The sequence below is a fragment of the Mycolicibacterium komossense genome (assembly GCF_025822605.1).
Taxonomy (GTDB): domain Bacteria; phylum Actinomycetota; class Actinomycetes; order Mycobacteriales; family Mycobacteriaceae; genus Mycobacterium; species Mycobacterium komossense.
In genome coordinates this window covers 77,256-100,686 of the sequence record NZ_JACKTY010000040.1, presented here as the reverse complement: position 1 = coordinate 100,686, position 23,431 = coordinate 77,256, and the positions used below count along the sequence as shown (strand labels likewise).

The window sequence follows — 23,431 nt, the reverse complement described above, 5'->3', positions numbered from 1 at the left end:
GGTCAGCAGTGTCGACACCGGGTCTCGGCATGGACGAAGGTGGTGCGATGACGTCGATGACGCAACGCGCCGATGCGGTCGGCAAGCCGGTCAACCGCGTCGAGGGCGTGGACAAGGTGACCGGGCGCGCGGTCTACACCGCCGACGTGGACCTGCCGGGCCTGTCCTATGCCGCGCTGGTGCAGTCGGAGATCCCGCACGGACGCGTCACCCGGGAATCGCTGATCGCCGGTACCGAAGCCGCTGCCGCCGCACCCGGAGTGCTGACGGTGCTGACCCCACTGAACTGCCCACCGCTGCAGCCCCCACCGCGGTCACTGACCTATGACCTGCCAGTGGAACGCCGGCCACCGCTGTCGGATCTCACCGTCCAGCACGTCGGGCAGCATATGGCGCTGGTGGTGGCCGACACGATGGAGAACGCCGCGTTCGCGGCCACCCTGTTCGAGCTGACGTATGAGCCTGCGGCGCCACAGCTTTCGGCCGGGGACGTGCTGTCCCAACCGGTCCCGCCCGACGAGAAGGACGGCCAGATCCGCCACGGTGCCTACCGGCCGGATCACTTCGTCAAGCTCGAGGAAGAGAAACTGCAGGACCACCGCGGCGGCGGCGACGTGCCTGCGGGTGCGTTCTCCGTGTCCGCGCGTTACACCACAGCGGTCAACGCGCACTACCCGATCGAACTGTCCGCGGCGATCTGCCGGTGGGACGGCGACGTTCTGACCGTGCACGACACCACCCGCTGGATCACCGGTGAGCGCACGGCATTGGCTGCCTACCTGGACATCCCGGAAACCGACATCCGAATCCTGGCACCCCTCGTGGGCGGAGCGTTCGGCTCCAAGAGCTTCCTCTGGATGCACGTGGCGCTCTGCGCGGTGGCCGCCAGGCAGGTGCGTCGCCCGGTCAAACTGGTCCTCACCCGCGACCAGATGTTCTCCTCGACCGGGCACCGGCCCCGCACCGAGCAGCAGCTGAGTCTGGTGGCCGATGAAAAGGCGCGCATCGAGAGCACGGAGCAGCACACGCTGACCGAGACCTCCACGGTCGCCCATTTCTGTGAACCCACGGGACTGTCGGCCCGCTTCCTGTACGAGTCGCCACGACTGGTGGTCTCCCACACTGTCGCCAGGATCAATGCGCCGACACCGTGTTTCATGCGCGGTCCCGGTGAGGCGCCGGGTCTGTTCGCCCTCGAAGTCGCGATGGACGAACTGGCCTACGCGGCGGGCATCGATCCGCTGGAGCTCCGGCTGCGCAACGACACCGACCGCGACCAGGCCAGTGGCCGGGCCTGGTCGGGTAAGCATCTGCGTGAGTGCTATCTGCAGGGTGCCGAACGCTTCGGCTGGGCCGAGCGACCGATGGCGCCACGGTCACTGACCCGCGACGGGGTCCGGATCGGATGGGGGATGGCGACGGCCACCTATCCCGGCCGCCGGATGGCCGCCGGGTGCCGCGTCGGCACCGACACCTCCGGACCGGTTCGGTTCGCCTCCGCGACTCACGAGGTCGGCAACGGAGTGCGCACCGTGATGACCCAGGTGGCTGCCGATGCGGCCGGTCTGGTGCTCGACCAGGTCGACTTCGCCTCGGGTGACTCGTATTTCCCGGACGCGCCGTACAGCGGCGCCTCACAGACCACGGCCACGGTCGGCTCTGCGGTGTTCGCCGCGGCTGTCCAGTGGCGGTCCCGGCTTCTCGAACTCGTCGTAAGGGATCCGGAATCGGTATTCGGGCAATGCGATTCATCGTCCTTGACGGTGCGCGACGGGATCGTCGCCCGCATCGACGGCACAGGTCCGGCGATGGCCGTCGCCGACTGGTTGGCGCGCCGAAAGCCGCAGGACCTGGAGACGCTGAACTTCACCGCCACCAGCGGCGGCGCCGACGAAGACGGGCCGGTGTCCCAGTCGTTCGGCGCGCACTTCTGTGAGGTCGAGGTCGATGAGGAGATCGGGCGGGCCAGCGTGTCGCGGTGGGTGGCGGTGCTGGACTGCGGGCGGGTCCTGAACCCGAAGCTGGCCCGCAATCAGGTGATGGGCGGTATCACTTTCGGTCTCGGCATGGCGCTGCTCGAACAGGTGCCCTACGATTCGCACACTGCCCAGCTGATCGGCGAGTACTACCTGCCGACTCACGCCGATCGGCCGGAATTCGAGATCAGCTTCGTCGATGTGCCGGATTTCGAACTCGACCCGATCGGCGTCCGCGGCATCGGCGAGATCGGCACGTGCGGGGTGCCTGCGGCCATTGCCAATGCGATCTTCCACGCGACCGGGAAGCGGTTGCGGGACCTACCGATCACGCTGGAGAGCCTGATGAAGCCGTTCGACGACAGTCCCGCGTCTGGAGGTCCCCGATGAGTGAGCACGTGATCGCCTTGACTATCAACGGAATGCCGCAGACGGTGGCGATCGACGTCCGATCGACGCTGCTGGATCTGCTCCGGGAGCGGCTGCACCTGACCGGCACCAAGAAGGGCTGCGATCACGGGTTGTGCGGCGCCTGCACGGTCACCGTCGACGACGAACGCGTGGTCAGCTGCCTGACCCTGGCGGTCTCGATCGACGGCAGTGCCGTCGAGACGATCGAGGGGATCGGTGGTCCTGAGGGACTGGACCCGCTGCAGAAGGCGTTCGTCGAGCACGACGGATTCCAGTGCGGCTATTGCACGTCCGGGCAGATCTCGTCGGCACACGCGATGCTGCGCGAGCACGCCCGCGGCGACCTGTCCGCCGTCTCGTTCGATGGGCCACGCCCTGACACCTGTGCCGGCCGGATCATGTTGACCAACAACGAGATCCGTGAGCGGATGGCAGGCAATATCTGCCGCTGCGGTGCCTATGCCAATATCGTCGACGCCATCAGCGCCGTGGCGGGGGAGCAGCGCGCATGAAGACCTTCGCATTCGAGCACGCCACCTCGGTGGAAGGTGCCATCGCCAGCGTCGTCGCCACCGGTGGCAAGTACTACGCCGGCGGAACCAACTTGTTGGACCTGATGAAAGGTGGCGTCGAGGCGCCGCCGGCGCTCGTCGATGTCCGACGCCTCGACCTGCGGAACGTGGCTGCGACGGAGTCCGGCGGGGTCCACATCGAATCCGGTGTCACCAACAGCGCCATCGCCAACCATCCACTGATCCGGTCGCAGTACCCGGTGCTCTCGCAGGCCATTCTGTCCGGCGCGACAACGCAACTGCGCAATATGGCCACCGCGGGCGGCAACCTCTTGCAACGCACCCGCTGTCCCTATTTCATGGAAGCCGCCTTCGCGCAGTGCAACAAACGAATACCCGGATCGGGCTGTGCCGCCACCGACAGCTTCAATCGCGAGCACGCCATTTTTGGAGCGAGCGATGCGTGCGTGGCGATCCATCCCTCCGATATGGCTGTCGCACTGGCGATTCTGGATGCCGGCGTGCATGTCCACGGACCCGAGGGCCGCCGCACCGTCCCCATCGCGGACTTCTTCCGGCTCCCCGGCGAGGAACCGCAGCGGGACAACACCCTGCGCACTGCGGAACTCATCACCGGTATCGAACTGCCACCGTCGCCGTTCGCCGAGCACTCCTGGTATCTCAAGGTCCGTGACCGGCACAGCTATGCGTTCGCCCTGGTGTCGGTGGCGGCCGGGCTGGAGATCGAGGAAGGCCGGATCCGAGCCGCTGCCATCGGGCTGGGCGGCGTGGCGGCCAAGCCGTGGCGGGTGGCCGAAGCCGAACACAGTCTGATCGGGCAGGTTCCGTCGCTCGACGCGTTCCGGGCGGCCGCCCGGCTGGTGATGGCGGGCGCGCAACCGCTGAGCCAGAACGCTTTCAAGGTCGATCTCGGACTGCACAGCGTGGTGCGTGCGCTGACGAAGGCGGCCGGGAGCGCCGGGCGCGTCGCTGGCTAGGGTGAGAATGCCGATACGGTGAAGACGTCGCCACCACAACAGCGTCGCCTCAAAACCCACCGTCATCGGGGAGACACATCCCGGCTGTTTGAGCAGCCCGTCGGGTCCTGTCAGCGGCAGTCCTTGTTCTTGGGCCAGCCGGACCAACTCGACCGCGGCCTTCTGCTCGGCGGACTGCTCGGCCTTCTTCTTGGTCGCATCATCCAGCGTCGTCGCCACGGCGACCTTTCTCGCCGAGCGTCGCTCACCGTGTCAGCCCGGAAACACCGTTGAATTCACAGTCCCCCGATCCACGGATCGTGGCTAAGCGGCGGTGCCGTCCGCGTTACTGCCAGGTTCAGATACTTTGGCGCGGTGAGGTTTCGGTGAGGACGTAGCTGTATCGGAGCCTGCTGGCAGGTTCGAAGCAGGAGTAGCCGACTTGATGCCTGACGGGGTTGTCGTTTTCGGCGCGGGAAGTCTCGGGGTCGGTCGGGTCGACTTCGGTTGCGCGACGGTCGGGAGTGTGAACGTGGGCTTCTTCGGCGCGGTCGTGACAGCCTCGGTGGTTTCGATTCCGGTGGCGGGTTCTGTGGGCACGAGTTCCGATGCGGCCGCTGGACTGTGGACGGTCATGCTGTCGGGCGACGTTGAGGGTGCCGCGGTCGCCGGCTCCGTTGCATTGGCTGGAGTCGCTGCGGAGCCCTGAACCTGCGTCGTGGCAAGCGTGAACGTCATGGCAGTTGATTCGGTTCGCGTCGTGAGAATGGACGGTGTCGGGGAGGTCTGCGGCGCGATTGCCTCAGCAATGATGTTGCGCAGACGCAGGAGAGCGCCGATCGGGCCGGAGTCGACCGGGCCGGTACCGGGGCTGAGCAGTCCTGCGGTGCCGTTGAAGCCGTTGAGCAGGGCACCGGTCAACTTGCCGGGTACGTCGAGGATATGGAGGACGGTGTCGGCTACGTTGCCGGCTCTGATCGAGTCGAAGATGTCCTGCAACGCGCTGCCGGCGGCGGAGAGCACAGCGTAGGGGGCATTGAGCAAGGAGAGGCTCAGGGCTGCGGTGGTGCCGATATCGGTAAGAGCCCGAGCCGCTTTGGCCAGGTTGTCGAAGGAGTTAGCGAGCAGCGGCACGGCCTCGCTCAGCAGCGGGAAGACTGCACCGAGCAGCGGGGCTGTGAATGCGTACCACAGGCTCTGTACACCATCGGAGATCTGACCATTTCGGAATTGTTCGATCGCCGTCCGAAGGAGGGCGGGCGCGCCGTCCGGGTTGTCGGGCGACAATTGTTCGGCCAGTCCCTGTGCGGCCGTCTGCAGTGCTGCGCCTAGCGCGGTTGCTGTGTCTACCTGGTTAGCGATGATCTGCGACAGAATTGGTGCTGGGTTGTTCCACACCATGGCGCCCAGTCCCACTGAATTCTCGATTGCCTGCTGAACCGTCTCAGCCCAGGTGGCAATTGGATTGACCGACGCCGCAAGCCCTACCGCAGCGTGGCTGAACGCCGGGCTGTGCAAATCGGGCACCGGCGGCGCCACCGGGGTCACTGCGATGACGGCCGCGCCGATCAGCGCAACACCGGCAGTAGCGTACGGACGGATCACGGTGTGCATTGCTTCCCCCTCGAAGTCGCTTTCCCGCAGCGAAGTTACGCGAACTTACTCGCGCGTAAGGTGGATTTCGAGAAATTATCCTCGGCGTCAACTCAAACGCGCCCACGGGGAGTTCGCGGACCTGCGGATGGACGGCATTGGCGTGTCCCCCATGATTGAGACCAGCTGATCTGTGCCCGTGTTGTTGGTCCACGGTTGCGCGAGCCGAGGGCACAGTGATCATTCGGAGGTCACATGTTCGGTGATGATCGACGCCCGGCCACGCCGCGGACACCGGGGCGGGCGACCGCCAGCATTTGACGAAACCCGCTACAAGTAAGCCAATCTCGTCGAACGATCCTTCGCGCTTGTCAAACAATGGCGCGGCCTGGACACCCCCTACGACAAACTCGCCGTCGTCTACCGCGCCGCCGTTGTCCTCGGCACATGCTGGACACGCCATTGAGGAGACACGCCAGCTAGCCGGTAATGCGTTGTGTGGTCAGCACTGCCGACATCGGAGGTCGTCTCGGCCAGGGTTGAGAGATGACGAGCAGACTCGGCCCGATGGGCACAACCGGGATGCACGGGCCGACTGACCGCGGCGTGGGCACTGTGCGGGCGGTGTTGGCGGTGCCGAACTATCGACGGTTCGTCGCCGGTCAATCCGTCAGCCTGGTCGGCTCGTGGACCGAGACGATCGCCCTGGCGCTGCTCGTGCTCGACATGACCCACTCGTCCGTCACGCTGGGACTGGTGATGGCCACCCGGTACCTGCCGGTGCTGATCTGCACTTCGTACGCCGGGGTGCTCGTCGACCGCAACGACAAGCGCCACCTGCTGTTCCTCACCTCCGGCGTCCTCGGTGCGACCACGCTCGCGGTCGGTCTCACGGTCCTCACGCACACCATCGCGCTGTGGCAGATCTTCGTCGCCGCCGCGGTTTTCGGCCTGATGACCTGCCTGGACAACCCGGCCCGGATGGCGTTCGTCCCGGAACTCGTCGGGCCCGAACTGCTGCGCCCCGCGATCACCACCAACAGCATCCTGGCCAATGTGGGACGCACTCTTGGTCCTGCAGTCGCTGCGTTCCTGGCGCATTCCTACGGTCTCGGTTGGTGTTTCGTGTTCAACGCCGCCAGCTTCGCGTTGGTGATCATCGCTCTGCTCGCACTGCACACCAGCGCGCTGCAACCGACCCGCGTTGTCGCACGGGCGCGCGGGCAGCTGCGGCAGGGGCTGGCCGTCGCGCGCACCGACCGTGAGCTGGCCGGCCCCCTGGTGATGATGGCCTTCGTCGGGACCCTGGCCTACGAATTCGAAACCAGCCTACCGGTTTTCGCCGAACAGACCCTGAGTGCCGGTGTCGACGGCTACAGCTGGCTGACCACCGCGTTCGGGATCGGATCGGTCGCCATGGGACTGATCCTGCTGCGCTGGCCGGTGACCGGACTGCGGCGGATGGTGTTCGTCGCCATCGCCTACGCGGTGGCCATGGCGCTGCTGACCGTCAGCCCCACAGTGCACGTGGGCGTGCTCACGGCGGTGGTGGTGGGTGCGGCCTCCATCGCGTTCCTCACCACCGGCAACAGCACCATCCAGCTGTCCGCGCCGCCGCAGCTGCGGGGTCGGGTCACTGCCCTGTGGACCACGTTGTTCGTCGGTTCCACCCCGATCGGAGCCGTGCTGATCGGGGTCATCGCGCACCACTTCGGTGGCCGGGCGGCGCTCGGCTCCGGCGTCGCCGGCTGCGTGCTGGCCGCGGGCGCCGGGCTGGTGATTCTCCTGACCACTCGACCGCGCAGCGAGGCAATCAGCCCGTCAGAGCGGGACCTCAGAACGAAACGAAGTTCTCCCGGTTCAACACGCGCCAGGCAGTGCGGCACGCATCGACGGTCTTGCGGGTCCAACGCGTCTGCGCGGCCTTCATTCTGCGCCTGGCCACGCTCGCCGACATGTGGTCGATGAAGTCGAAATCCGAGATGACGTACCCGTCTTTGGCTCGGTGCCACATCCCGGCCAGGCACAGCTCGAGCGCCACGATCGTCGTGACCGGACCCGGCGCAATGGCGTCAAGGTCCTCATCTGAGATGAATGCCGGAAATGCCGTTTGTACGGTGTGGTGTACCACCCGGACGTGAATCTCCAAAGCGACTGCCGAAACGGCCGGGCCGGCGGTGCGCCCGCGCAACGTCTCGACCTCGATATATACCGACTTCTCGCGCATGTTCCGACTTTAGCGGTAACAGGAGCGTAATACAGAATTTACGTAGCGGAATTGCGTGAAAACGGTACAACGCCTGGGCCAATTCGGGCGCCGGGCTCTGCGCTAAGTTGAGCGAGTGCCCAGCGCGACGAGGAGGCCCTGATGGTGTTGCACCGCGACGCGGCATCACTGGTCGGTCGGGAGGCGGTGGTGCTCGGTGTCAACACGTTGCTCGGTGTCAACACGTAAGGAGACAAGGGACTGTCATGGCGCATATCGAACCGCTGACGACCAAGCAGTGGCCACCGGAGATGCGAGACGCGTTGGCAGCGATGGTGCCGCCCCAGCCACGCCATCCGCGACTTCACCGGGAGGGAAGACCCAAGGGCGCCAACATCCTTGGCACACTTGCGCACCATCCGGCGCTCGCCCGCGCATTCCTGACGTTCAACGGCCATCTCCTGCTGGCGACCACACTGACAGAACGCCAGCGCGAGCTCCTGGTGATGCGCGTGGCCGCGGTGTCCAAGTCGAGTTACGAATGGGCTCAGCACCTGTTCCTGGCCCGCGACGTCGGTCTCAGCGACGACGAGATCGCCTGGATCGGCTGGGGTGCCGACGGCCCGTTGTGGGATGCGCTCGATGCCGCGCTCCTGCGGGCAGTGGACGAACTGGTCGGCGACGGCGCAATCGCCCCACCCACACTGGAGGTGCTCAGGGAGAACCTCGACACCCAACAGATCCTGGATGTGATCTACACCGTCGGGTGCTATCAGAACCTGGCGTGGATGTTGCGCTCGTTCGATATCGACCTCGACGACGACATCCGGGAACTGCTGGCGGCTAGAGGCGGGTCAACACGAACGGATAGTTGATCACGCCGCCCGGGGCGCCGCCGCAACCGATGTCGGATGCCGAGGCGGCGTTGCCGGCCAGGGTGTTCGGGTCCCAGGTGAAGACATCGTGGGTGGGGATGTTCTGCCCGTAGTAGCCGCCGCAGATCAGGCCTTCGCCGATGTCGACGGCCAGCACCCACTGCCCGTCGAACAGGTGTGCTTCGCCCGTGTAGGACACATTGCCCGCGATCGGCCGGTGGATAGCCGTGATCAATTCGCAGTCCGGCGCGGGATTGGCGCAGGAGCTCACGACCCAGATATAGGTGTGGTAGTCGGTGCCCCGCTGAATCTGCAGATCGAAGTTGCCGTATCCCGATGCCGCGCTGGCCGCCGGTGCACATGCCACCGCCACCCCGAGCGCAAAACTCAGTGCGCCCGCCTTCACCAACGCGCTCACGGTGCCCCCTGGTCATTCGATGACAGATAGATGGGCTGAATATAGGACTTCGGGCCATCCGGAGGCGGGGAATCCCCATTTGTGTTGCCTGGGCCACATATCGCGCGGGTCGATACGGTAGTAAGTACCGGAGAACTTACGGTAGTTGCAAGCAAAGGACCGCTCGACGATGCGCTTCGTCTTCACGTATCCGATCATCGCCCATCCGAGCAATCGCGAACTGGTCCGCGGCAGCAGTGTCACCCAGGTCGCGGTCGCCGCGGAGGCCGCCGGATTCGGCGGCCTGGGATTCACCGATCACCCCGCTCCCACGCAGCGCTGGCTCGACGCCGGCGGCCATGACAGCCTGGACCCCTTTGTTGCGATGGGCTTCGCAGCCGCGTCCACGTCATCGATCCGCTTGATCCCCAATGTGGTCGTACTGCCCTATCGCAACCCGTTCGTCGTCGCGAAGGCCGGTGCGACGCTGGATCTGATGTCGGAGGGCCGCTTCACCCTGGCCGTCGGGCTGGGCTACCTCAGGAAGGAGTTTGCCGCGCTCGGTGTCGATTTCGATGGCAGGGCGGCGCTTTTCGATGAAGCCCTGCAGGTGATCAGGGCGGTCTGGACCGGTGACGACCTGTCCTTCGCGGGGCAGAACTTCACCGCCAAAGGCATCACCGCCCACCCCCGACCGGTCAGCCTGCCGCACCCGCCGATCTGGATCGGCGGCAATACCGCAGCGGCCCGCCAGCGGGTCGTGACCCACGGTGACGGCTGGGCGCCGTTCGCCGCCCCGCCGGGCCTGGCCGCCACCGCCGGTACCGCGACGATGGACAGCATCGAGCACCTGGCGGCCGGCGCGGACGACCTTCGGCGGCGTCTCGATGCCGCCGGGCGGGACTCGTCGGCGATCGATATCAGCTTCAGCACATTCACCGGCGGCAGTCCCGGTACCCCCGATTTCAACGCCGACGCCTACCTGGCCGGTCTGGACGATCTCGCCAAGGTCGGCGTCACGTGGGTGCAGGTATCCATGCCGGGCGACAGCCTTGGGGACCTGCTCGAGACCATCGACGGTTTCGGCCGGCAGATCATCGCGGAGGTGTGAGGAGATGATCGAGCCCTACCCGATCGCGATCGACGATGCCCAGCTGGTCGACCTCAGACACCGGCTGGAATCCGCCCGCTGGCCCGCTGAAATCACCGGTGCCGGATGGGATTACGGAACCGACCAGGATTTCCTGCGATCGGTGGTGCAGCGCTGGGTGGGCGGCTACGACTGGCGGATCACCGAGGCGGAACTCAACGAGCTGGGTTCGATGCGCACCGAGGCCGCCGGGCAGCAGGTCCACCTGCTGCATGCCCGTTCCGCCGCGGCCGACGCCATCCCGCTGGTGCTGACCCACGGGTGGCCCGGCTCGATCGTCGAGTTCCTCGATGTAATACCTCTGCTGCGGAAGAACTTCCACGTGGTCGCGGTATCGATGCCGGGATACGGGTTCTCCGGTCCGACCTCGGAGCGGGGCATCGATTCGGCACGGGTGGCCGCCGCGGTCGCCGACGTGATGGCTCAACTCGGCTACGAGCGCTACGTTGCGCAGGGCGGCGATTGGGGCGGCATCGTGACCCGGCACCTCGGCGAACATTACGCACCGAATGTGGCTGCCATCCACTGCAATATGTTGTTCGCCATGCTCGCCCATGATGACCCCGATGTGATGACGGGAGTCTCGGAGGCGGAACTGGCCGCGATCGTCGCCTCGGCGGAGCGGATCACCGACGGCACTGCATACATGGAACAGCAGTCGACGCGGCCGCATTCACTCGGGTTCGGTCTCGACGACTCCCCGCTGGGGCTGGCCGCCTGGATCCTGGAGAAGTTCCACGCCTGGACCGACACCCGCGACGGCATGCCGATCAGCATTGACCGACTGATCGATAATCTGATGCTGTACTGGCTGACCGGCACGGGCACCTCCGCCGCCCGGCTCTACTACGAGTCGGCTCGTGCCGGCACCGGAGCGCTCAGTGACTGGCACGGATATGTCAGTGTCCCTACGGGATTCGCGAAGTACCCGTATGAGCTGCTGCAAACGCCGAAGGCCTGGGCGCAGAAGCGTTACAACCTGGTGCACTACTGCGAGCAGGACCGTGGCGGCCACTTCGCCGCCTTCGAGCAGCCGGAACTGTTCGCCGCCGACCTGGCCGCCTTCGCAGGCACTCTGCGTGAGCGGGGAGTCTTCTGAGCGGCTAGCCGTGATCGGGCCTGAGTCCCACCGCGTGCCGGAGCTGAGCGAGGAACTGGTCGTCGTCGTCGCTGCGCACGATGTAGTGCGATACCGCGACCCGGATCGCGGTCGCCGCCTTGACCGCGCCGTTGGGTCCGGGAAGGAGCTTCTGCAACCGGGCGCGCATCAATGGGATCACGTGGGCGAGTTGCATGATCACCACACCCGGCTCGACATCCACCAGCCGGACACCCGAATAGGACTGTTGGTATTCGACGATGAACCGCAACGCGGCATCGAGTCGCTCGGTGCCCCGTAGACCCGCCGTCGCAGCGCTGACCCCCGAGTCGAACATATCGCGCTCGTAGCGGCTGAACGCGTCGAGAAGTTCTTCCTTGGAGGCGAACCAGCGATACAGCGTCGGCCGGGAGACCCCGGCCTGCAGCGCGACCTCGGACAGGCTCAGCTTCGTCTGACCGTTACGGGCCAGCACTTCGGCCGTGGCGGCCAGAATGCGACGCCGTGTCGATGTGTCATCGACTGTGGACAACCCGTCACGCTCGCTGTCACGAGAGAGGGGCGATGGTTCGTTCACGTTCACGACCTCACGAAGTTCTGCAGTGTCCAGACAAATGGTAGAGCTCCGGCCGAACTCGGTCCGTTCGCCGCGGGCGACGAGTACGGTCGGATGTGAATCCGTCGCCGCGGACGCAGCCGAAGTGCTGCATGACGCCCAGGTGGAGATCATCGGGCAGGACCGGCCCGAGACCGACCGGGAACGAATACGGCAGGACGTAAGCCATTGTTCTGCTGCGGGTTTGCGCATGCTGGACCAGAGCGTGTCGGAGTTTCGACGGCTGGAGTGCCCCAGCGGTCCGCCGGAAGCGAACACAAAGAACTTGGGGCACAGGGCGATTGTCAACTGCCAGGCGACGGTCTTCGCCCGAGTCGGGCTCTCCGGTGCCGACCAGGCCCTCCGGGGCGATATCCGAGGATGCTGATTGCGTCGGTCAGCTCCGACAGTCGCAGTCGGCTGCGCCGGCAGGCGCTTCCGGCAGCTCGGCGAGCACGTCCACCCGAGTCTCGTCGAATGTCAGCAACCCTGCGATGGGTGAACTCTCGGGTAGTGGATTCTGGTAGCTCCAGGCGGCGTCTTCGATCACAGTGCTGCCGATCGTCACCGCCAAGTACGTCGCACTGCCCTTGTAATTGCAGTAGCTGGTGGTCTCGGTTCGGCGGAGGAGAGCGGTGCGTACCAGCGCCGGGGCGACGTAGAGGCGCGGCGGCAGTGAGGTCTCGAAAACGATCGTCGTGTCGGTTGTGTCGACGAGAACGGCGCCGTCGACAGCCACCCGTAGGCCTCGCCGGGTGGGGCGGCAGTCGACGCGGTGGTACGGGTTCGGCGGGTAGTGCACGAGTGCACGCCCCTCCTCCAGCCAGGTGTCGACGGCCTCCCACGGCACAGTGACGTATCCGGGCGCGGCGGCGACGGGTTCGGCCGGTAGCGCACCGACCTCACCGGCGGGAAATGCGAAGCGCAGCGGTTCGCCCTTTCGATGCACCAACAGCGCGTTCTCTGTGTCGATCACGGCGTGGCCGTCGAGCAGGGCCTGTACTCGTCGGTGGTGTGGTTCGACGAAGACCACATCTGCGGGGATCGGCGGCGAGAACCAGCCGGCCGGGTCGTCGCTGAGCGGACCGCGTCCGAACATGAGCGTCATTGTGGGAACTCAGCTTTCGCGTAGCTGTACCACCACACGTTGCACAAGGTGGTGGAGATGTCGCGCTGTCCGAGGGCTAGGGCCGACGATGTGCGGCAGTCTGATTCGTACTTTACATATCGATCGTGAAGTGTCACGCTCGGACTCCAGCATCGGGCGGGAGGGTCCTGACCCTGCAATTGTCTGACGCATCTGTTTTGCACGAGCCGAATGGGTTGCGTCCGGGCGGTATGCAGGTGCACGCAGGTCGGCCGTTGAGGTATCAGCTGACTGTCGTGGGATCGACCGTCACCGATGCGGTGACCTCGGTCGGCGGCTGGCTGTTCGACCGAGGTATGGCTGGCTGGGAGGTCAACGTCCTGCTCGCCGAATGCGCCGAGGTACGCCCACTGGAGATCCTGGGCGCGCAGTGCTTCGAACTCGACGCTGCGCTCGGATCGCTGAGGAAGAGTCCGCAGGCGCACGCGCCGGCCGTGGCCAACGAGGTCTTCGACAACGACGATCGGGTCCGCCAGGCCGTGCTCCTGGCGATGCGCAGAGGGGTAGCCGAGGTCAGTTTCTGGGGACCGGGTACGCCGGCCGGAGTGGATCGGACGGTCACCACGGTCGAGTATCCGCTGACCTCTGCGGCGAAGGTGTTCAAGTCCCATGCGCTCTGCGCCGCCGCCGCAGGGGAGATGGCCGGTCCGACAGAGACTTTCTTCCGGGGTCCGGGAAGCGGTAGTCAGTTGCGGCGAAGTATCACCGCCGCCACGGCCGTCGCCACGACGGCCAGGACAATGATCGTCACGGCGACCCCTGACCAGCCGTAGCCGTCGAACGCGACGCCCCCGAACCAGCCGAACACGCTGGAACCGCCGTAGTAGAACAGGTTGTAGAGCGAGGAGGCCTGCGCTTTGCCCTCACTGGCCTGGCTACCCGCCCAACCCGATGCGATCGCGTGTGCGCCGAAGAACCCGGCCGTCGCGATCACCAGGCCAACCAGGACGACGACGGCATTCGAGCTCATCGTGATGGCGACGCCGAAGATCATGATCGTGATCGAGGTCAGCAGAACCGGTTTGCGGCCGAACCGGGTGGCCTCCGCGCCGGCGCGCGACGAGGACCAAGTTCCGGCCAGGTAGGCCAGAAAGACCAGGCTGACCACTGTCTGCGGCAGGTGGAACGGCGCGGCCGTCAGCCGGAAGCCGAGGAAGTTGTACATGGCGACGAAGCCGCCCATCAGTAGGAATGCCTGCGCGTAGATCGCCAACTGGCGCGGTGACCGCAGGTTGACGACCAGCGGCCGGAACACCCCGCGGACGCTGCGACCCCTGGTAGGGGCGAAACCCTGCGGGGTCGGGGCCAGTTTGACGAAGCCCACCGCGGCGATACCGCACAGGACCGCGACGGTGAAGACACCGGCGCGCCAGTCCACGATCTCGGCGATTGGTCCAGCCACCAGTCGGCCGAGCAGACCGCCGATGGTGGTGCCGCCGACGTAGGTGCCCGCCGCCCGGGCGGCGTGCTTGGCCTCGACTTCTTCGGTCAGATAGGCGACTGCGATGGCGGGTACTCCGGCCAGGGCGAAGCCCTCCAGCGCGCGTCCGATCAGCAGCAGCTCGTAGCCGGGCAGGAACGGTACCAACAGGCCGAGGGACGTGGCCACGGTGACCGAGATCGAAATCGCGCGCACCCGTCCGATGCGGTCGGCGACCATCGACCATGGGAGCACGCCGAGCGCCAAGCCGACGGTCGCTGCGGACACCATCAACGCTGCGTCGGCGGCGCCGATCCCGAGGCTTGCGGAGATCTGGGGGAGCACCGCCTGCGGCGAGTACAGCTGAGCGAAGGTGGCGACACCTGCACAGAACAACGCTGCGAGCAGACGACGGTATTGGACTGACCCCCGCGGATGGCCGGCCCAGGTGGACGTGGCCCCGGCCGGGGATGCGATGGACATGCACTCGACGCTAGGTAGCGATGGGTGATGTGTCCAATGCATCGCTGTGGACATCTTCATACGCCATACGCATGAGAGCTGGTCGGCCGGATCAGGAGCTGGTCGCTGTGACGAAGCTCCGGAACCGTTCTGCCGCGGGCGGCAGGGGGCGCTCGCGAATCCAGGCGATCCCGACGCTCCGTTTGGCGCCGGAATGCGACAGGGGGATGTAGACGCACATCGGTTCGCCGCGATCCGGCTGGGGCACTGGCACCACCGCGACGCCGAACCCGGCGGCCACCAGACCCTCCATCGTCGGGATCTCCATGGCTTCGAACACGATCTGGGGCTCGATACCGGCATCCGACCACAGTTCGTCGGTGAGCTGTCGCAGACCGAAGCCGTCACCCAGTGCGATGAACGGTTCGTCGGCGGTCTCGGCGAGGCGCAGTGTGGCCCTGGACGCGAATCGGTGCCCACGCGGTACCGCCAGGCACAGGCGTTCGACGTGGAGCTGGTGCCAGGCGAATGCCGGGCTCTCGGGTTCGGGAGAGAGGATCGCCAGGTCTGCCCGACCGCTGAGGAGTTGCTCCAAGAGTTCGTACGAGGCGCCCTGGTGAAGATCGAACTCGACGTTCGGTGCATCAATCCGGAACTGCCGCAAGAGTTCTGGCACCAGCCAACTCGCAAGGGAATGCAGGAATGTGAGTCGGACCGTGCCGCTGTCGGGGTCCCGCAGCGCGGCGATCCGTTCAGCGGCCGAGTCCATCTCGGCGACACTGCGGCGGGCATGCTCCAGCATGATCTGACCGTAGGCATTGAGGCGTAGCCGGCGGTTGATGCGATCGAACAGCGGGGCGCCGGTCTGTCGCTCGAGTCGGCCCAGTGCGCGGGACAACGTGGGCTGGGTGACCTTCAGTTGCGCGGCGGCATCGGTGACGTGCTCGGTCTCGGCGAGGACGACGAACCAGCGCAGTTCATCGAGATCCACGAGGTCGATGATACGGAGAGCGTATCGAAGGACGACCTATGACGCGGTTCGCGCATGACTCCAGGGCTAGCGGTGGTCACCGTGGTTCGTCGTCGAACCGGTCCCAGGTGTTCTTCTCGGCGAGCACCGTGGGCATCGAGCACACGACGGTGCAGGCCATATTGCCCCCGGCCCGCCGGGCGTCGGCCATCGCTTCCTCGGCGAAGACGACCAGTTCGTCCATCAACTCATGCGGCGGGCAGTCCGCCAGGCCGCGCATCGGCGTGGCCACCACGCCGATGCTGGCGGTCAGCCGTGGCGGGGTCGTGGCGATGGCGCCGCGGACCCGTTCCACGAGCGGGCTGGCATCGGTGGTGGCGAAGGTGTCCGCGATCAGGAATTCCGCTTCACCGACATGCGCGACGATGGCGTTGCTTCTGGTGGTCTCCCGTAGGGTCTGGGCGACCGCCACCTCGGCCCGGTCACCGGAAACCTTGCCGTCGGTACCGGTCAACAGGGTGAAGTTGTCGAGGCTGACCAACACGATCACCAGGTAGCGGTCATCGATCCGGGCCCTGGCCGCCACGAACTCACCCGTCGTGCGATAGAAGGCCTCGCGGTTCAACAGGCCGGTCAGCGGGTCGATCTCGGTGTTGAGGACGTCGATGTCGAGAAGGTGTACGACGGCCTGGCAGCCGAATGGCACCGCGAGATTAGCCACGGCGACGAGCGCCAACGCGCAGGCGGCCCAGACCGCGTCGTTCTGCTCGGCCACCCGCACCGCCAGGAAAACGGCGGTCGCGGCCGTCACGATGAGGTTGAACGCCAGGAAGCGGGCGGTGTGGAAAAACGCGATGAAGCCGGCCAACGCGGCGAACGTCGTGGTGCCAAGCAGTCCGGCGACCGGATTCGACTGGGCCAGGCAGGAAACGGCGATGCAGACACTGGTGGTCACCGCGTAGGCACCGGACCAACCGCGGGTGGGCCACTTGTTCCGCATCCACACCAGCGCTTTGAGCGTGCAGCAGACCGCGACACCGATCACGAGTGACTGGGCGAGTATTCCGTCCGGGCCGTTCGGGCTCCACAACATGGCCAAACTAATGGCGCCAATTCCGAGTGTGTAGAGCGCTACTGCACGGCAGGTGAAAACCTGCGCGCCGCGGGCCGCGAGGAATGCGGTGATCCAATAGAAATGGCCAGGCTGCTGCCACCAGTCACGCAGAGCCTTTGCCATATTTTCCTCCCGAGTAGGCATGTGATCTGCGGTATTGCTCCAGCGCGACACCCAGGAGCCCCCCAATGGGCGAAACGATACCAACCGTTGCGTATATCGGTAGGCGGCGAAGCTGAGAGAATCTCGTGATCTTGCCGTGAATTGGTCGGCACCGATTTCGGATGCAAATTCGCCCGCCTGACGATGGGAAAGTCGTCTTCTTTCGACGCGTCGCGCTCGTTCTTTGCCCGGAGGGGATTTGGCTACGCCCAGCGGGTCGCGCGCGACGATGCGGTAGCCCAGGTAGTCGTCCATGGACATCAGCGCATCGCCACGACATGTGCAGGGGAGCCGAGCTGCACCTGGCGGTGGTAGATCCCGGTGACGTCGATGAATTTCAGAGTTGGGCGATCGGTGGTGCCCGATGAGACTCGTTGGTGCATAAAGGATGTCGCCCACCTCGACCCTGTCGAGGCGGGTATCGACGGCTGTATCGGTCGGGCGATCGCACACCCGCCGGCGTTCTCCCGCGATTCGGTAATTGCTTGGCCGGTATATCTTTTCGTGTTTTCCGGCGATAGCGGCCGTGCTCGGCGACCGGCCTGTCGGGCTCAGCGCGACGTAATGATCTTCGTCAACCCGGCGTGGGGCTCCGCAGCACTGTCCTTGCCCGATAGCCAGCGTACCGGCAGCCTCGGCACTAGAGTCGCCGACGTGGGACTGCCCGAAACCGATATCCGTCTGGCTGGACTTCCCGCAGAGGCGAACCGATTTGTCGGTCGTTCGCGCGAACTGAAACTACTCACGAAGCTGCTGACTCGCGTCCGACTGGTCACGCTGACCGGCGTCGGTGGGACGGGCAAGACGCGACTCGCGCTCCAAGTTGCCCGCCGACTACGCGGTGAGTTCCCCGATGGAATCACCTACATCGGGCTGGGCGATTTGCAGGATGGCGAGCTGGTCGGCCAACTGGTGGCCGATGCCCTCGGTCTCCGTGGTGCGGTCCGCCGCTGGACAGCGGAGGCACTTGCCGAGCATCTGGGGGATTCCCGAGGACTGCTCGTCTTCGACAATTGCGAACAGGTGGTCGGCGCCTGCGCCGAACTCATCGACGTGCTACTGAGCTCCTGCCCGGCGCTGACCGTGTTGGCGACAAGCCGAGAACCCTTTGCGGTGGCCGGCGAGAGTACATTTCCCGTGCTGCCCATGGAGGTACCCGGCTCGGACTGTCCGCTGGATGCGTTCGCGCAATTCGATGCCGTCGGCCTGTTTGTCGAGCGCGCCCAGGCAGTAGTGCCGTCCTTTGAACTACGTGAACAGAACTACGAGTCGGTAGCCGAACTCTGCCGCATGCTAGACGGGTTGCCGCTTGCGCTCGAACTGGCCGCGGTGCGCCTGCGTGCACTGTCGCTGCAGCAGATAGCCGAGCTGGTGGCGGCCCGGCCGGAACTCCTCGACGTCGGGCGCCGGGGTGGCCCGGCACGCCAGCGGACGCTGAGCGCGTCGATGGGGTGGAGTTATGACCTGTGTTCGGCGCCCGAGCAGCTCCTGTGGACTCGGATGTCGGTATTTTCCGGCGGAGTGGAGCTACAGGCCGCTGAAGGCATCTGCTCTGACGAGCAGCTGTCGCCGGCCGAGGTGCTGCCGTTGTTGACGTCGTTGGTGGACAAATCGATATTGATTCGAGAAGAGCGTGGCGGCCGAGTCCGGTATCGGCTGCTGCAGATCGTTCGTCAGTTCGGACTGGCTGTGCTCGGCGCCGACGCTGACGAGGTGGGCCGGTGGCGGCGACGGCACCGTGACTGGTATCTCGACCTCGTCGACCGGACGCTGTCCGACTGGCGCCCCGCAGGGCAAGCGGACCGGCTCGGCATGCTCAAGGACGATGTCGCGAATCTCCGTGCAGCGCTGGAGTTTTGCCTGGACAATCCTGGTGAGTCGGCGGCTGGACTGCGCATGGCCAGCTCGTTGTACCACTACTGGTTGTTGACCGGACTCCTCGGCGAGGGCGCCTACTGGATCGATCGGATGTTGGCGGTGTCGGCAGAGTCTGGACCCGAACGCATCCGCGGACTGTATGCGGCGGCCAGCCTGTCGGCATTGCGCGGCGACGTGACGTCGGCCGACCGAATGCTGGACGAGGCGTCGTCGCTGTGCGATCTACTCGGCGACGATGCGGGACGCGCGTACACGATGCAGGGCCGTGGCTTGATGGCGTTGGTCGTCGATGACACCGAGCAGGCATCGAAGCTGCTGGCGGATGCGATGAGGCAATTCGAGTCGGTTGACGACAACGCGGCGGCGGCGTTCACGACCGTGCTGTACGGCATCGTGTCGATGTTGCGGGGGGAGTCCGATCAGGTCGCCGCCGCTCACCAGCGATGTCAGGCGATGACGGTTCCGTACGGTGAGTCGTGGATCTGGTCGTTCTCGCTGTGGGTTTCGGGAATGGACGCCTGGAATCGCGGGGATTTGACCGATGCGATCGAATTGCTCAATACCGCGTTGCGGTTGAAACGACCGTTGGATGATCACCTCGGAATCGCGGAATGCCTTGAGGGAATCGCCTGGGTCACCGCGACGAGTGGCGAACTGCGTCGGGCGGCGGTCTTGCAGGGCGCTGCCGACAGCCTGTGGCACGGCATGGGGATGTCCGCCGGGACGGTGCCGGGTTTCCATCGCCACCGTGAGGAGAGCGTCAAGCTCGCACAGCGGATGGGGAAGCGCCCGTTTGAGGCCGCGTGCCGCGAGGGTCGGACGATGTCATTGGACGAGTCGATTGCCTTCGCGCTGAGAGAATCCGCGCCGAGCGGTTGTGCGGGGGATGCCGCCAAACCGACCAAGCGGGAGCGGGAAATCGCCCAACTGGTCGCACTCGGTCGCAGTAACCAGGATATTGCCGATGAGCTGGTCCTGTCCCGTCGGACCGTTGAAGCCCATGTGCAGCATCTTCTCGCCAAGCTCGGGTTCAGTTCACGCAGCCAAGTCGCGGCGTGGATCGCCTACCAGAACGCCGCCGCCGTGGACCGCCAACCGCCCCACGCGGATGAACCGAAAGACGTGCTGGTCTGAACAGGCCCGGCGGCACGCGTTCGTTCGCGAAATAGATTGTCCGGCGAGTACATCTGCGATCGACGACGCCGGCGCAGCGATCCGGTGTGTGTCAACGCGGTGGGGCTGACATCGGCCGCGATGACGCGAGCCCCATCCTCGCCGGGCCGGGTATCGAGCGCACGGCCGATTCTGGCCCGGGTAGCCGGACAATCCTGAGCGTGGCTGTCGGGCAGTTGACGACCAACCCGTCAGCGCTGCAGAGACCGCCGCTGGCAGCGTCGACAGTACCTATCTACGTGCAAAGTCGGCGGATCCTACGGATGTGTGGCCAGAGCGGGAGCCGCATTCTGTAGTGAATCCCCCACACGGATAGCGAACAGCGGAGGTCACAAGCGTTGGCTACCTTGCGATTCGCACTGAACCGCGTTCCGAGCGGGGCTGGGGCACTGTGCAAGCCTGCGCGTGCCGTCGGCGGCTTCGTTGCGATGTGCCTGGACACCTTCCTGCTGATGTTCAGGTCGCCGTTCGCCTGGCGGGAGTTCCTGCTGCAGAGCTGGTTCGTGGCGCGGGTGTCGATCGTGCCGACGATCATGCTGGCGGTTCCGTTCACGGTGCTGACCGTGTTCGTCCTCAACATCCTGCTGATCGAGTTCGGCGCCGCCGACTACTCGGGTACCGGCGCCGCGTTGGGTGCCATCACCCAGATCGGACCCATCGTCACCGTGCTCGTCGTCGCCGGCGCGGGTGCGACGGCGATGTGCGCCGACCTCGGTGCCAGGACGATTCGGGAGGAACTGGACGCGTTGCGGGTGCTGGGGATCAATCCGATTCAGACCCTCGTCGTCCCACGCGTACTGGCTGCGACACTTGTTGCGCTGCTGCTCAATTCGACTGTGTCGGTGATCGGTCTGTCCGGTGGCTTCGTGTTCTCGGTATACGTGCAGCACGTTACACCCGGAGCTTTCGCCGCAGGGATGACGATCCTCACGGGGCCCGTCGAGGTCATCGTTGCGCTGTGCAAGGCCGCGCTGTTCGGACTGGCCGCCAGCCTCATCGCCTGTTACAAGGGCATCTCCGTGGGCGGGGGACCTGCCGGTGTCGGAAACGCGGTCAACGAAACCGTCGTGCTGTCGTTCATGGCGCTGTTCTTCATCAATGTCGTCGCGACCGCCGTCGGCGTGCAGGCTGCCCAATGACCAGTACCGGTGCGAGCCGGGGTTGGTCCCTGCTGCGGCGCTTCCGGAGCACACTGCACGACGGATGGGAAGGCGTCGGATGGCAGATGGCGTTCTATGCCAGAACCATCGGCGAGATCCGAAACGCGTTCGCACATTACAAACTCGAGATCGTTCGCCTCATCGCGCAGATGAGTCTGGGCACGGGTGCGCTGGCCGTCATCGGCGGAACGGTCGTCATCATCGCGTTTCTCACCTTGTCGGCCGGGGCGATCATCGCGGTCCAGGGCTACAACTCACTGGCGGGAATCGGAGTCGAAGCCCTGACCGGCTTCATCTCGGCCTACGCCAACGTCCGCATCATCGCCCCCGTTGTCGCGGGGATCGGCCTGGCCGCGACCATCGGTGCGGGCGCGACGGCCCAGCTGGGCGCCATGCGGATCAGTGAGGAGATCGATGCCCTCGAGGTGATGGGCATCCGGTCGATCGCCTACCTGGCATCCACCCGGGTGATCGCCGGCGTCATCGTCGTCATCCCCCTGTACTGCATAGCGGTGTTGGCATCGTTCTTCGCTGCCCGCACCGGAACGACCTTCGGATACGGCCAGTCCACCGGCGTGTACGACCACTACTTCACCACCTTCCTGCACTCCACCGACATTCTCTGGTCGCTTCTCCAGTCGGTCGTCGTCGGGATCGTCGTCATGCTGGTCCACACCTACTACGGATTCACCGCCAGCGGCGGTCCGGCAGGCGTGGGTGAGGCGGTCGGACGGGCGGTGCGCACATCACTGATCGCCACGGCATTCGTCTCTGTCGTCATCACCCTGTCGGTGTACGGCCAGTCCGGCAACTTCGACCTGGCCGGGTGATGCCCGTGTTCGACGATCGAGAAGTCATGCGTATCAAGCCGGCCTGGTGGACGGTGATTCTCCTGGTGCTGGTCGTGGCGTTGGTCTTGATGACTGTCGTGCTGTTCACCGGTGCACTCCGCACCTTTGTGCCCGTCACACTGACATCGGACCGGTCCGGACTTGTCTTGGAGTCGGGTGGCAAGGTCAAGATGCGCGGCGTTCAGGTGGGGCGCGTCGCCTCGGTCTCCGGTACCGGCCGCAATGTCACCATCCGGCTGGACCTTTCGTCTGACGCGGTTGCGGACATCCCGGCCAACGTGGGCGCACAGATCAAAGCCACCACCGCTTTCGGCGCCAAGTATGTCGACTTGATCTACCCGGATGATCCCAGCCCGCAACGTCTCTCGGCCGGCACCGTGCTCACGTCGCGAAATGTGAGCACCGAGGTCAACACTGTGTTCGAGAACCTCCACAACCTCATCGCCAAACTCGACCCGACGAAGCTCAACGCCACGTTGACTGCACTCGCCGATGCAGTCCGGGGCCAGGGCGAGCGCATCGGAGTGGCCACCACCGACGCCAACCAGGTCCTGCTGGCGATCAATCCGAGAATGGACACCGTCGCCACCGACTGGCGGGCACTAGGCGGCTTCAGCGATGCCTACAGCGCTGTGGCACAGGACATCATGAAGATTCTCGACTCCGCCAGTACCACCGGTTCGACGATCACGAGACATGCCGATTCGCTGAATGCATTGTTGCTCAGCAGTATCGGGTTCTCGCGCAGCGGCACCGAGCTGCTCGGTGCCAATACCGACGGCCTGACGCACCTCTCCGACGCCCTGGTGCCGACTACCGGTCTGTTGCTGAAATACGGCCCCGAGATCACCTGCACGCTGCAGGGAGCAGTGTGGTTCCTCAAGAACGGGGGGTACGCCGGGGCCGGCGGCAATGGCAGATCCATCATCCTCGACGCTGCGTTGCTGCCCGGAGACGACGCCTACCGATATCCCGACAACCTGCCGATCGTTGCGGCCAGGGGCGGTCCGGGCGGCCAGCCGGGGTGCGGATCGCTGCCTGACCCGAGTAAGAGCTTCCCGGTTCGACAGATCGTGACCGACACCGGGTGGGGGACCGGTGTGGACATCCGGCCCAATCCCGGTATCGGGCATCCGTGGTTGGTCAACTGGCTGCCGATCACCAAGGGCAATCCGGAGCCACCGCGGGTTCATGGCGGCGGTCCCCCCGCCGTCGGGCCGATCCCGTATCCGGGCGCGCCGCCCTATGGAGCGTCGACATTCGGCCCGGACGGGACACCGCCTCCGCCCTGATCGCCGTTCGC

20 protein-coding genes and 1 pseudogene are annotated in these 23,431 nt (G+C 65.6%); 12 read left to right on the top strand and 9 right to left on the bottom strand.

Translation table 11 applies throughout. From position 1 onward, the window contains the following. Positions 1–47 precede the first annotated feature (47 nt). From H7J73_RS25015 to H7J73_RS25005, 3 genes are read left to right on the top strand one after another with little or no spacing between them, the layout of a single operon-like run. On the top strand, positions 48–2,366 hold the full coding sequence (locus H7J73_RS25015) for a xanthine dehydrogenase family protein molybdopterin-binding subunit (protein WP_264070435.1): 2,319 nt from the start codon (positions 48–50) through the stop codon (positions 2,364–2,366). After that, positions 2,363–2,899, top strand: coding sequence for a 2Fe-2S iron-sulfur cluster-binding protein (locus H7J73_RS25010; RefSeq protein WP_264070434.1), 537 nt, complete (start codon positions 2,363–2,365; stop codon positions 2,897–2,899). Before H7J73_RS25015 ends, H7J73_RS25010 begins: the two co-directional genes overlap by 4 nt. Further along, positions 2,896–3,897 (top strand): FAD binding domain-containing protein, encoded by a 1,002-nt coding sequence (locus H7J73_RS25005; RefSeq protein WP_264070433.1) that lies wholly within the window; start codon positions 2,896–2,898, stop codon positions 3,895–3,897. Before H7J73_RS25010 ends, H7J73_RS25005 begins: the two co-directional genes overlap by 4 nt. 84 nt (positions 3,898–3,981) lie before the next feature. Here the strand turns inward: H7J73_RS25005 and H7J73_RS34035 are convergent. Both H7J73_RS34035 and H7J73_RS25000 read right to left on the bottom strand, forming a co-directional pair. Beyond that, a pseudogene (locus H7J73_RS34035) lies at positions 3,982–4,116 on the bottom strand (IS256 family transposase); the annotation flags it as partial. An 84-nt stretch (positions 4,117–4,200) separates the two neighbouring features. Continuing rightward, the gene (locus tag H7J73_RS25000) at positions 4,201–5,490 is read right to left on the bottom strand and encodes a hypothetical protein (protein ID WP_264070431.1); all 1,290 of its coding nucleotides are present in this window, start codon (positions 5,488–5,490) and stop codon (positions 4,201–4,203) included. 525 nt (positions 5,491–6,015) lie between these two features. On the opposite strand from H7J73_RS25000, the gene H7J73_RS24995 reads away from it, so the two are divergent. After that, the gene (locus tag H7J73_RS24995) at positions 6,016–7,437 is read left to right on the top strand and encodes an MFS transporter (RefSeq protein ID WP_264070429.1); all 1,422 of its coding nucleotides are present in this window, start codon (positions 6,016–6,018) and stop codon (positions 7,435–7,437) included. 504 nt (positions 7,438–7,941) lie between these two features. Continuing rightward, entirely contained in the window at positions 7,942–8,550 is a 609-nt protein-coding gene (locus H7J73_RS24990; RefSeq protein ID WP_264070428.1) for a carboxymuconolactone decarboxylase family protein, read from the top strand. Here the strand turns inward: H7J73_RS24990 and H7J73_RS24985 are convergent. Next, the gene (locus H7J73_RS24985) at positions 8,519–8,968 is read right to left on the bottom strand and encodes a hypothetical protein (RefSeq protein ID WP_264070427.1); all 450 of its coding nucleotides are present in this window, start codon (positions 8,966–8,968) and stop codon (positions 8,519–8,521) included. The two genes, H7J73_RS24990 and H7J73_RS24985, sit on opposite strands and share 32 nt — an antisense overlap. A gap of 169 nt (positions 8,969–9,137) precedes the next feature. Between H7J73_RS24985 and H7J73_RS24980 the strand changes: the two genes are divergently transcribed. Together H7J73_RS24980 and H7J73_RS24975 are read left to right on the top strand one after the other, a co-directional pair. Further along, complete coding sequence (locus H7J73_RS24980; protein WP_264070426.1) at positions 9,138–10,058, top strand: LLM class F420-dependent oxidoreductase; 921 nt, start codon at positions 9,138–9,140, stop codon at positions 10,056–10,058. Positions 10,059–10,062: 4 nt separating this feature from the next. Continuing rightward, positions 10,063–11,196 (top strand): epoxide hydrolase family protein, encoded by a 1,134-nt coding sequence (locus H7J73_RS24975; RefSeq protein ID WP_264070425.1) that lies wholly within the window; start codon positions 10,063–10,065, stop codon positions 11,194–11,196. A gap of 4 nt (positions 11,197–11,200) precedes the next feature. On the opposite strand, the gene H7J73_RS24970 is transcribed toward H7J73_RS24975, so the two are convergent. After that, positions 11,201–11,773 carry a TetR/AcrR family transcriptional regulator gene (locus tag H7J73_RS24970; protein ID WP_264070424.1) on the bottom strand — a complete coding sequence of 191 codons (573 nt, stop codon included), beginning with the start codon at positions 11,771–11,773 and terminating at the stop codon, positions 11,201–11,203. Positions 11,774–12,188: 415 nt separating this feature from the next. Next, the gene (locus H7J73_RS24960; RefSeq protein ID WP_264070422.1) at positions 12,189–12,899 is read right to left on the bottom strand and encodes a DUF427 domain-containing protein; all 711 of its coding nucleotides are present in this window, start codon (positions 12,897–12,899) and stop codon (positions 12,189–12,191) included. A 275-nt stretch (positions 12,900–13,174) separates the two neighbouring features. Between H7J73_RS24960 and H7J73_RS24955 the strand changes: the two genes are divergently transcribed. Continuing rightward, complete coding sequence (locus H7J73_RS24955; protein ID WP_264070420.1) at positions 13,175–13,711, top strand: hypothetical protein; 537 nt, start codon at positions 13,175–13,177, stop codon at positions 13,709–13,711. On the opposite strand, the gene H7J73_RS24950 is transcribed toward H7J73_RS24955, so the two are convergent. The 4 genes from H7J73_RS24950 to H7J73_RS24935 form a co-directional block, all read right to left on the bottom strand. Continuing rightward, positions 13,624–14,841 carry an MFS transporter gene (locus H7J73_RS24950; RefSeq protein ID WP_264070419.1) on the bottom strand — a complete coding sequence of 406 codons (1,218 nt, stop codon included), beginning with the start codon at positions 14,839–14,841 and terminating at the stop codon, positions 13,624–13,626. The two genes, H7J73_RS24955 and H7J73_RS24950, sit on opposite strands and share 88 nt — an antisense overlap. Before the next feature lie 91 nt (positions 14,842–14,932). Next, positions 14,933–15,811 carry a LysR family transcriptional regulator gene (locus tag H7J73_RS24945; RefSeq protein WP_264070417.1) on the bottom strand — a complete coding sequence of 293 codons (879 nt, stop codon included), beginning with the start codon at positions 15,809–15,811 and terminating at the stop codon, positions 14,933–14,935. 76 nt (positions 15,812–15,887) lie between these two features. Next, complete coding sequence (locus H7J73_RS24940; RefSeq protein ID WP_264070415.1) at positions 15,888–17,027, bottom strand: GGDEF domain-containing protein; 1,140 nt, start codon at positions 17,025–17,027, stop codon at positions 15,888–15,890. Between the two features lie 299 nt (positions 17,028–17,326). Then, complete coding sequence (locus H7J73_RS24935) at positions 17,327–17,449, bottom strand: hypothetical protein (RefSeq protein ID WP_264070414.1); 123 nt, start codon at positions 17,447–17,449, stop codon at positions 17,327–17,329. Positions 17,450–17,630: 181 nt separating this feature from the next. On the opposite strand from H7J73_RS24935, the gene H7J73_RS24930 reads away from it, so the two are divergent. The 4 genes from H7J73_RS24930 (at position 17,631) to H7J73_RS24915 (ending at position 23,420) form a co-directional block, all read left to right on the top strand. After that, positions 17,631–20,078, top strand: coding sequence for an ATP-binding protein (locus tag H7J73_RS24930; protein ID WP_264070413.1), 2,448 nt, complete (start codon positions 17,631–17,633; stop codon positions 20,076–20,078). Positions 20,079–20,545: 467 nt separating this feature from the next. Next, positions 20,546–21,256, top strand: a complete 711-nt coding sequence (locus H7J73_RS24925) for an MlaE family ABC transporter permease (protein WP_264070504.1) — start codon at positions 20,546–20,548, stop codon at positions 21,254–21,256. Next, positions 21,253–22,107: an ABC transporter permease gene (locus tag H7J73_RS24920; RefSeq protein ID WP_435405577.1), complete on the top strand. Its 855-nt coding sequence runs from the start codon at positions 21,253–21,255 to the stop codon at positions 22,105–22,107. Before H7J73_RS24925 ends, H7J73_RS24920 begins: the two co-directional genes overlap by 4 nt. Before the next feature lie 26 nt (positions 22,108–22,133). Beyond that, positions 22,134–23,420 (top strand): MCE family protein, encoded by a 1,287-nt coding sequence (locus H7J73_RS24915; RefSeq protein WP_264070412.1) that lies wholly within the window; start codon positions 22,134–22,136, stop codon positions 23,418–23,420. The last annotated feature ends 11 nt before the right edge of the window (positions 23,421–23,431 follow it).

Coding starts and splice junctions, on each gene's coding strand:
- H7J73_RS25015 (WP_264070435.1), top strand. CDS start 48: ATGACGTCGATGACGCAACGCGCCGATGCGGTCGGCAAGCCGGTCAAC.
- H7J73_RS25010 (WP_264070434.1), top strand. CDS start 2,363: ATGAGTGAGCACGTGATCGCCTTGACTATCAACGGAATGCCGCAGACG.
- H7J73_RS25005 (WP_264070433.1), top strand. CDS start 2,896: ATGAAGACCTTCGCATTCGAGCACGCCACCTCGGTGGAAGGTGCCATC.
- H7J73_RS25000 (WP_264070431.1), bottom strand. CDS start 5,490: ATGCACACCGTGATCCGTCCGTACGCTACTGCCGGTGTTGCGCTGATC.
- H7J73_RS24995 (WP_264070429.1), top strand. CDS start 6,016: ATGACGAGCAGACTCGGCCCGATGGGCACAACCGGGATGCACGGGCCG.
- H7J73_RS24990 (WP_264070428.1), top strand. CDS start 7,942: ATGGCGCATATCGAACCGCTGACGACCAAGCAGTGGCCACCGGAGATG.
- H7J73_RS24980 (WP_264070426.1), top strand. CDS start 9,138: ATGCGCTTCGTCTTCACGTATCCGATCATCGCCCATCCGAGCAATCGC.
- H7J73_RS24975 (WP_264070425.1), top strand. CDS start 10,063: ATGATCGAGCCCTACCCGATCGCGATCGACGATGCCCAGCTGGTCGAC.
- H7J73_RS24960 (WP_264070422.1), bottom strand. CDS start 12,899: ATGACGCTCATGTTCGGACGCGGTCCGCTCAGCGACGACCCGGCCGGC.
- H7J73_RS24950 (WP_264070419.1), bottom strand. CDS start 14,841: ATGTCCATCGCATCCCCGGCCGGGGCCACGTCCACCTGGGCCGGCCAT.
- H7J73_RS24940 (WP_264070415.1), bottom strand. CDS start 17,027: ATGGCAAAGGCTCTGCGTGACTGGTGGCAGCAGCCTGGCCATTTCTAT.
- H7J73_RS24935 (WP_264070414.1), bottom strand. CDS start 17,449: ATGCACCAACGAGTCTCATCGGGCACCACCGATCGCCCAACTCTGAAA.
- H7J73_RS24930 (WP_264070413.1), top strand. CDS start 17,631: ATGATCTTCGTCAACCCGGCGTGGGGCTCCGCAGCACTGTCCTTGCCC.
- H7J73_RS24925 (WP_264070504.1), top strand. CDS start 20,546: ATGTGCCTGGACACCTTCCTGCTGATGTTCAGGTCGCCGTTCGCCTGG.
- H7J73_RS24920 (WP_435405577.1), top strand. CDS start 21,253: ATGACCAGTACCGGTGCGAGCCGGGGTTGGTCCCTGCTGCGGCGCTTC.
- H7J73_RS24915 (WP_264070412.1), top strand. CDS start 22,134: ATGCGTATCAAGCCGGCCTGGTGGACGGTGATTCTCCTGGTGCTGGTC.